Origin of the sequence: Streptomyces sp. NPDC020731 (assembly GCF_044334705.1) — a bacterium.
Classification (GTDB): domain Bacteria; phylum Actinomycetota; class Actinomycetes; order Streptomycetales; family Streptomycetaceae; genus Streptomyces.
In genome coordinates, this window is record NZ_JBIRTN010000006.1 from 88,273 (window position 1) to 94,973 (window position 6,701).

At 73.6% G+C, this 6,701-nt stretch carries 5 protein-coding genes and 1 pseudogene; 1 reads left to right on the plus strand and 5 read right to left on the minus strand.

Going from position 1 to position 6,701, the window contains the following annotated elements; all coding sequences use genetic code 11:
- Positions 1-18: 18 nt before the first annotated feature.
- The 4 genes and pseudogenes from ACH4VX_RS11105 to ACH4VX_RS11120 form a co-directional block, all read right to left on the minus strand.
- Positions 19-1,026 (minus strand): N-acetylglucosamine kinase, encoded by a 1,008-nt coding sequence (locus ACH4VX_RS11105; protein WP_398367068.1) that lies wholly within the window; start codon positions 1,024-1,026, stop codon positions 19-21.
- Positions 1,023-1,700 (minus strand): uracil-DNA glycosylase, encoded by a 678-nt coding sequence (locus ACH4VX_RS11110; RefSeq protein ID WP_398367069.1) that lies wholly within the window; start codon positions 1,698-1,700, stop codon positions 1,023-1,025. The genes ACH4VX_RS11105 and ACH4VX_RS11110 overlap by 4 nt, the downstream gene beginning before the upstream one ends.
- Positions 1,701-1,773: 73 nt before the next feature.
- Positions 1,774-2,929, minus strand: a pseudogene (locus ACH4VX_RS11115) (WD40/YVTN/BNR-like repeat-containing protein).
- Between the two features lie 52 nt (positions 2,930-2,981).
- On the minus strand, positions 2,982-4,700 hold the full coding sequence (locus ACH4VX_RS11120; RefSeq protein WP_398367070.1) for an acyl-CoA dehydrogenase family protein: 1,719 nt from the start codon (positions 4,698-4,700) through the stop codon (positions 2,982-2,984).
- 72 nt (positions 4,701-4,772) lie between these two features.
- On the opposite strand from ACH4VX_RS11120, the gene ACH4VX_RS11125 reads away from it, so the two are divergent.
- The gene (locus ACH4VX_RS11125; protein ID WP_398367330.1) at positions 4,773-5,531 is read left to right on the plus strand and encodes a PaaX family transcriptional regulator C-terminal domain-containing protein; all 759 of its coding nucleotides are present in this window, start codon (positions 4,773-4,775) and stop codon (positions 5,529-5,531) included.
- 72 nt (positions 5,532-5,603) lie between these two features.
- On the opposite strand, the gene ACH4VX_RS11130 is transcribed toward ACH4VX_RS11125, so the two are convergent.
- Entirely contained in the window at positions 5,604-6,401 is a 798-nt protein-coding gene (locus tag ACH4VX_RS11130) for a pectate lyase (RefSeq protein ID WP_398367071.1), read from the minus strand.
- Positions 6,402-6,701: the final 300 nt, after the last annotated feature.

Genomic DNA, 6,701 nt, shown 5'->3' on the forward strand with positions numbered 1-6,701 from the left:
CCGGTTTTGTCTGATGAGTTACGTACGGACGTCGGCCGCGCGGGTGACGTCCTCACCTGCCGGGCTCGTCACGCACAGCATCTTCTCGTCGCCCGGAAGGGTGAACGAGCCGGCGAGGAGGTCCTCCGCGATGCGGACCGCCCCGTGCAGGGGGTCCCCTTCGGCCATGATCCGCCGCGCCCCCGGCAGCCGCTCGGCCAGCTCCTCGTCCAAGGGTCCGAGCAGCGCGGCACCCATCCGGAACAGACCTCCGGTGAGACCGACCACCAATTGGTCCGCCGCCGGGCACACGGCCGCGGCGGAGTCGGCCATGTGCCCGGCCGCGGCCCGCAGCACCTCCACGGCGACGGGGTCGCCGTCGGCCGCGCACTCGCCCACCCGGGGCGCGAAGGAGGCGAGCACGGCCGGCCGGTCGGTCCGCGGATACAGCCGGCCGGGCAGTCCGGCCGCCGGACCGAGCATGTCCTCGGCGCCGGCCAGCAGCCGCGCGGAGCCGCCCCGTCGCCCGTCGTGCGCGCGCAGCGCCGCCTCCAGTCCCGCCCGCCCGATCCAGGCGCCCCCGCCGCAGTCGCCGAGCAGATGCCCCCAGCCGTCCGCCCGGCGCCAGCCGGTCAGGTCGGTGCCGATCGCGATCAGGCCCGTGCCGGCGGCGATCACCGCACCGGGCCGCGGCCCGAGCGCACCGACGTACGCGGTGACGGCGTCCGCGGCCAACGCCGCCTGCCGTACGCCCAGCTCACGGTGGAGCGCGTCCGGAAGCTCCGCGCGCAGCGCGTCCCCCAGGCCGGCCAGCCCGGCCACGCCGACGACGGCCACCTCCAGCCGCTCGATCCCGGCCTCGGCGCACAAGGCCCGCGCCATCGGCACCAGTTGCTCCATGAAGTGCCCCGGGTCGATACCCCGCTCACCGGTCCGCACCGGTTCTCCCGAAGCGGCCCGGGCCGGTGGACCGTGCCCGCCGGCCCCGACGGCGACCCGCAGACCGGAGCCCCCGGAGTCCACGGCGAGGAAACCGGGCCCGGTCACGGCAGGCGCCAGTCCACCGGTTGGCCGCCCTGACGGATCAGCAGGTCGTTGGCCCGGCTGAACGGGCGGGAGCCGAAGAAGCCGCGGTCGGCGGACATCGGCGACGGATGGGCCGACTCCACCGCGGGCAGATCGCCCAGCAGCGGACGGCAGTTGCGGGCGTCCCGCCCCCACAGGATGGAGACCAGGGGCTTGCCCCGCCCGGCCAGCGCCCGTATCGCCTGCTCGGTGACCTCCTCCCAGCCCTTGCCGCGGTGGGCGCCCGGCTTGCGCGGGGCCGTCGTCAACGCCCTGTTGAGCAGCAGCACGCCCTGCCGGGTCCACGGCGTGAGATCACCGCTCGAGGGCTGGGGCAGTCCCAAGTCGGTGTTCAGCTCCCGGAAGATGTTGATGAGGCTGCCCGGCAGCGGCCGCACCTCGGGCGCGACCGAGAACGACAGTCCCACCGCGTGTCCCGGGGTGGGGTAGGGGTCCTGTCCGACGATCAGAACGCGTACCTCGTCGAAGGGCTGCTGGAAGGCCCGCAGGACGTTCGCTCCGGCCGGGAGGTAGGTGCGTCCCGCGGCGATCTCCGCGCGCAGGAAGTCCCCCATCCCGGCTACCCGTTCGGTCACCGGCTCCAGGGCCTTCGCCCAGCCCGCTTCGACGATTTCATTCAAGGGTCGTGGTGCCACGGGCGTCACCCTACTGCCGTGACGACGGTGGAGGCCGACCAGTGGCCGGGACCGGACGGGATCCTCGTGCGACTCATGCGACGACCGCGGCCCGTACGCAGAGCACGTCCGGCAGGTGCGACGCCAGCGGCCGCCAGCTGTCGCCGTCGTCGGCGGACGCGTACACCTCGCCGTTGCGGTTGCCGAAGTAGACGCCCGCCGGGTCCGCGCCGTCGTGACACATCGCGTCGCGCAGCACCGTGCCGTAGTGGTCCTCCCGCGGCAGTCCCGCCGTGAGCGGCTCCCAGCTCCTGCCCGCGTCCGTGGTCCGGTAGACCCGGCAGCGCCGGCCGGCCGGCACCCGGTCGGAGTCGGCGTTGATCGGGAACACGTACGCCGTGCCGGCGCGACGGGGGTGGGCCATGACCGTGAAGCCGAACGTCGACGGCAGGCCCTCGCCGATGTCCGTCCAGCTGCCGCCCGCGTCGTCGCTGCGGTACACCCCCCAGTGGTTCTGCAGATACAGCCGGTCCGGGTCGACCGCGTCCCGGGCGACCTTGTGCACGCACTGTCCGAACTCCGGGTTCGGGTCCGGCAGGAACACCGCGGACACCCCGGAGTTGGACGGGGCCCAGCTCGCGCCGCCGTCCAGTGTGCGGAACACCCCTGCCGTGGAGACGGCCACCGTCACGGCCCGCGGATCACGGGCGTCGGTGAGCACGGTGTGCAGCCCCTCGCCGCCGCCGCCGGGCACCCACTTCGCACGCGTGGGGTGCTCCCACAGCGGCCGGACCAGCTCGAAGGTCTCCCCGCGGTCCTCCGAGCGGTACAGCGCCGCCGGTTCCGTCCCCGCGTACACCACGTCCGGTTCGGCCTCGGACGGGTGCAGCTGCCAGACCCGCTCCAGCGACGCCTCCGTGTCCTTGGGGAACCTGACGGCGGGCCGGGCCGGTTCGGTCCAGCTGCGGCCCAGGTCGTCGGAGTGGAACACCGACGGGCCCCAGTGCGCGCTGTCCCCGCCGGCCAGCAGCCGCGGGCTCGGGCCGCGGGTGTCGATGGCGACCGAGTACACGGCCTGTGCGTTGAAGTAGGGACTCTCGTCGAACTCCCAGGTGCCACCCCGCCGGCGCCCGATGAACAGGCCCTTGCGGGTGCCCACGGCGAGCAGTACCTCGGCCATGCCGATCACCTCCGCGACGTCTTCGTCGACGCCCTCGTTCCAGGACACCGGCCAGTCTGCACCCCACCACTGACAGTCACCTCCGGATCAGTGTCGCCGCAGGTCGGGCCCGGTGCGAACGCCTACGGGGAGGGCCGTGTGCGCGGCGGCTCGACGGCGGGCCGGCCGCCGTCCGGCAGCGCGCGGCCGAGGATCGCGTCCAGCCCGGCCGCCGCGGGCAACGTGCCGAAGGCGTGCCCCCAGTCGCCGCCCAGCCGCGTCGCGCAGAAGGCGTCGGCGACCGCGGACGGCGCGTGCCGTACGAGGAGGGAGCCCTGGAGCGTCAGAGCCATCCGCTCCACCAGTCGCCGGGCGCCCGCCTGCGACCCCTCGGCCAACCGGTCCTTCAACCCGGCCACGGCCGCGTCCAGCCGGGCGTCCGCCCCGCGCGTCAGGGCGAGCTCGTCGAAGAACGCCTGTGCGGTGGCCGTGTCCCGGCCGAGCGCCCGCAGCACGTCGAGCGCGTTGACGTTCCCCGAGCCCTCCCAGATCGACAGCAACGGGGCCTCGCGGTAGTGCCGGGGCATCCCGGACTCCTCGACGTAGCCGTTGCCGCCCAGGCACTCCAGGGCCTCGGCGGTGAAGGCCGGGCCCCGCTTGGTGACCCAGTACTTGCCGACCGCCGTCGCGATCCGGCGGAACGCGGCCTCCCCGGCGTCCCCGCGCACCGCGCGGTCGGCCGCTCCGGCCAGTCGCAGGGTGAGGGTCGTGGCGGCCTCGGACTCCAGCGCCAGATCGGCCAGCACGTTGCGCATCAGCGGCTGGTCCACCAGCCGCGCCCCGAACGCGCTGCGGTGCCGCACATGGTGGCCCGCCTCCACGAGCGTCTTGCGCATCAGCGCCGCCGACATCATCACGCAGTCCAGCCGGGTGCAGTTGACCATCTCGATGATGGTCTTCACGCCCTGCCCCTCGGGGCCGACCAGCCAGGCCACGGTCTCGTCGAACTCGGGCTCTGAGGAGGCGTTGGACCGGTTGCCCAGCTTCTCCTTCAGCCGCTGGATGCGGAAGGTGTTGCGGGTGCCGTCGGGCAGCACGCGCGGCACCAGGAAGCACGACAGCCCCTCCGGGGCCTGCGCCAGTACCAGGAAGACGTCGCACATCGGCGCCGACGTGAACCACTTGTGCCCGCGCAGGGTGTACACCCCCGGCTCGGCGGTCGGGGCGGCCGACGTGGTGTTCGTCCGGACGTCGGAGCCGCCCTGCTTCTCGGTCATCCCCATGCCGGCCAGCAGACCGCGCTTCCCGGCCGGCACCCGCAGGCCCGGCTCGTACTCCCGGCTGGTCAGCCCCGGCTCGTACACCTTCGCCAGCTCCGGCTGCCGCCGCAGGGCGGGCACCGCCGCGTACGTCATGGACGTCGGGCAGCCGTGCCCCGCCTCGGTGTGTCCCCACACCAGTCCCTTGGCGGTACGGACGACATGGGCGCCGGGACGCCCGTCGGCCCAGGGCGCGGCGGCCAGCCCCTCGGCGACGGCCGCGCGCATCAGGTGGTGCCAGCTCGGGTGGAACTCCACCTCGTCGACGCGGTGCCCGTACCGGTCGTGGGTGCGCAGTTCGGGCTCGTGGCGGTTGGCCTGATCGCTCCACTCCTGCACCTGCGCGCTGCCGGCCAGCCGGCCGATCCGGCGCAGTTCCTCCTCGGCCCGGCCGGCGCCCTCCCGCCGCAGGCCCTCCAGCAGGGCGGTGTCGTCGGAGGCGTCGTACGGGGTCAGGGGAGGGGGCTGATTGGTGACGTCGTGCGTGGCGCCGCCGTGCGCGCCGAAGTCCTGCCGCGGCTCGTCCGCGGGTGTGGTGGCCATGAAGCGAGTGTTGCACTATCCGTACAGCCGCAGCAATCATGCAACATGATCGACGTCGTAGAGTACGGCCCCATGCGGAGGAACGACCCGGCGGCACCGGACGGCCCCCGACCGCGCCCGCTGTCCGCGCGGTCGGTCGTGCTGAGCCTGCTGCTCGGTACGCACCCGCCGGAGCTGTCGGCGAGGGAGCTCGGACGGCTCGTGGAGGGCTTCGACGTCGGCGGATCGACCCTCCGCGCGGCGCTCAGCCGGATGGTCGCCGCCGGTGACCTGCGGCGCACGGACGCCGGCTACCGCCTCAGCGACCGGCTGCTCGAACGCCAGCACCGCCAGGACGAGTCCGTGGAGCCGCGCACGCGCGCGTGGGACGGTGACTGGGAGCTGGTGGTGATCACCGCGACCGGCAGGGGCCCCGCCGAACGCGCGGACCTGCGCACACGGCTGGCGGCCCTCCGGCTCGCCGAACTCCGCGAGGGGGTGTGGCTGCGTCCCGCCAATCTGGAGCGCCGCCTGCCCTCCGGTCTCGACGAGGTGGCCGAGCGCTGCACGGCCCGCCCCGACCGGCCCGCCCGCGAGCTCGCCGCAGGTCTGTGGCCGCTGGACGCCTGGTCCGGCACGGCCCGCGTGCTCCTCGGCCACGTCGACCGGGCCGCGCGCCCCGCCGAGCGGCTCACCGCGTTCGCCGCCGTCGTACGCCATCTGCTCGCCGATCCCGTCCTGCCCCCCGCCCTGCTGCCCGCCGACTGGCCGGGCGACGCGCTGCGGTCCGCCTACGCGGGGTACCGGCGTGAGCTGACGGGGGAGGTGCGTTCCCGCGTGGGTGGCGCGTGAAGGCGAACGGGAGCCGGTCGGCCGTACGAGGCGCCGCGCGGGACGCCTCGTACGGCCGCTACCCGTGGGGGGCTACCGGTAGGTGATGTCGGACGACGCGTACTTGCAGTACGTGCTGTCGGGGCCCGAGCCGTTGCTGCTCGGCTCGTCACCGTCGTCGTTGCCGATGTACTTCTGACAGGGGATGATCTTCTTGCTGCTGTCCCCGATGATCGTGATGTTCCGCAGGGTCGCGCTGTCGCCGTAGTTGGTGTTGATGCCGGCGAGCCTGCTGCCCTTCCAGTTCACCTCGATGGTGTTGAGGTTGATCGTCCGCTTGTACTGTGTGGAGCAGTTGCCGCAGGAGCGGACGAAGGTGCCGAAGTTCTTGACCGCGAAGTTCGACACGTTCAGCGTTCCGGCGCCGTTGAACTGGAACACCTTGTCGCTGGCTTCCTTGGCGCCGCCGCCGCTGACGGTGTAGACCGACCCCGACGACTTGCCCTTGAACGTGGCGGCGTCCTCGCCGACGTCCTCCCACCAGACGTTCTGCAGCGTGCAGGAGCCCTTGCAGTGGACGCCGTCGGCCGCGGGAGCGCCCAGGATGACGTTCTTCAGGACCGCGCCGTCCGCCAGTTCCAGGATCGGGCCCTGGTCCTCGTCCTGGCTGCCGGAGCCCAGGTCGCCGGTGCCGTACAGGCGCTTCATCCCGTAGTCCTTGGTGCCGGACACGGAGATAGTGGAGGAGACGCCCTGGCTGCCGTTGGCGGTCGGCCAGGTCGCGGCGCTCGCAGAGGATGCGCCGGTGGTCATGACCATGCCAACCGAAAGCCCCAGGGTGGCGAGTGCGCCCGTCAGTGCGCGGGCGCGTGGTCGTTTCGCGGAAGTCATGTCGTTCCTTCTGTCGTGGTGTGGGGGTGCGAGCCATGTACATGAACGACGTTCGGGATGGTGCGCAGATGACCCGCTCGATTGCCGCGAGCGGGTCACGCTGCTGAACGGAAGGTATGGGGCAAGCGCTTTCTAGTCAATGTCTCGCGTGCATCACATCCGGCCAGGAAAGGCCGGCGCCGGGGGGCCCCGGGGGGGGGGGGCCCCCCCGCCCCCCCCCCGGGGGGGGGGCGGGCCCCGGCCGCGGCGGGGGACGGGGCCGGCCCGGGCCCCCCCCCCCCCCGGCGCCCAGCCCCGGGG

What these genes read in the sequence shown, in the direction of transcription:
- ACH4VX_RS11120 (WP_398367070.1), bottom strand. Translation starts at nt 4,700, where the DNA reads ATGGCCACCACACCCGCGGACGAGCCGCGGCAGGACTTCGGCGCGCAC.
- ACH4VX_RS11125 (WP_398367330.1), top strand. Translation starts at nt 4,773, where the DNA reads ATGCGGAGGAACGACCCGGCGGCACCGGACGGCCCCCGACCGCGCCCG.
- ACH4VX_RS11130 (WP_398367071.1), bottom strand. Translation starts at nt 6,401, where the DNA reads ATGACTTCCGCGAAACGACCACGCGCCCGCGCACTGACGGGCGCACTC.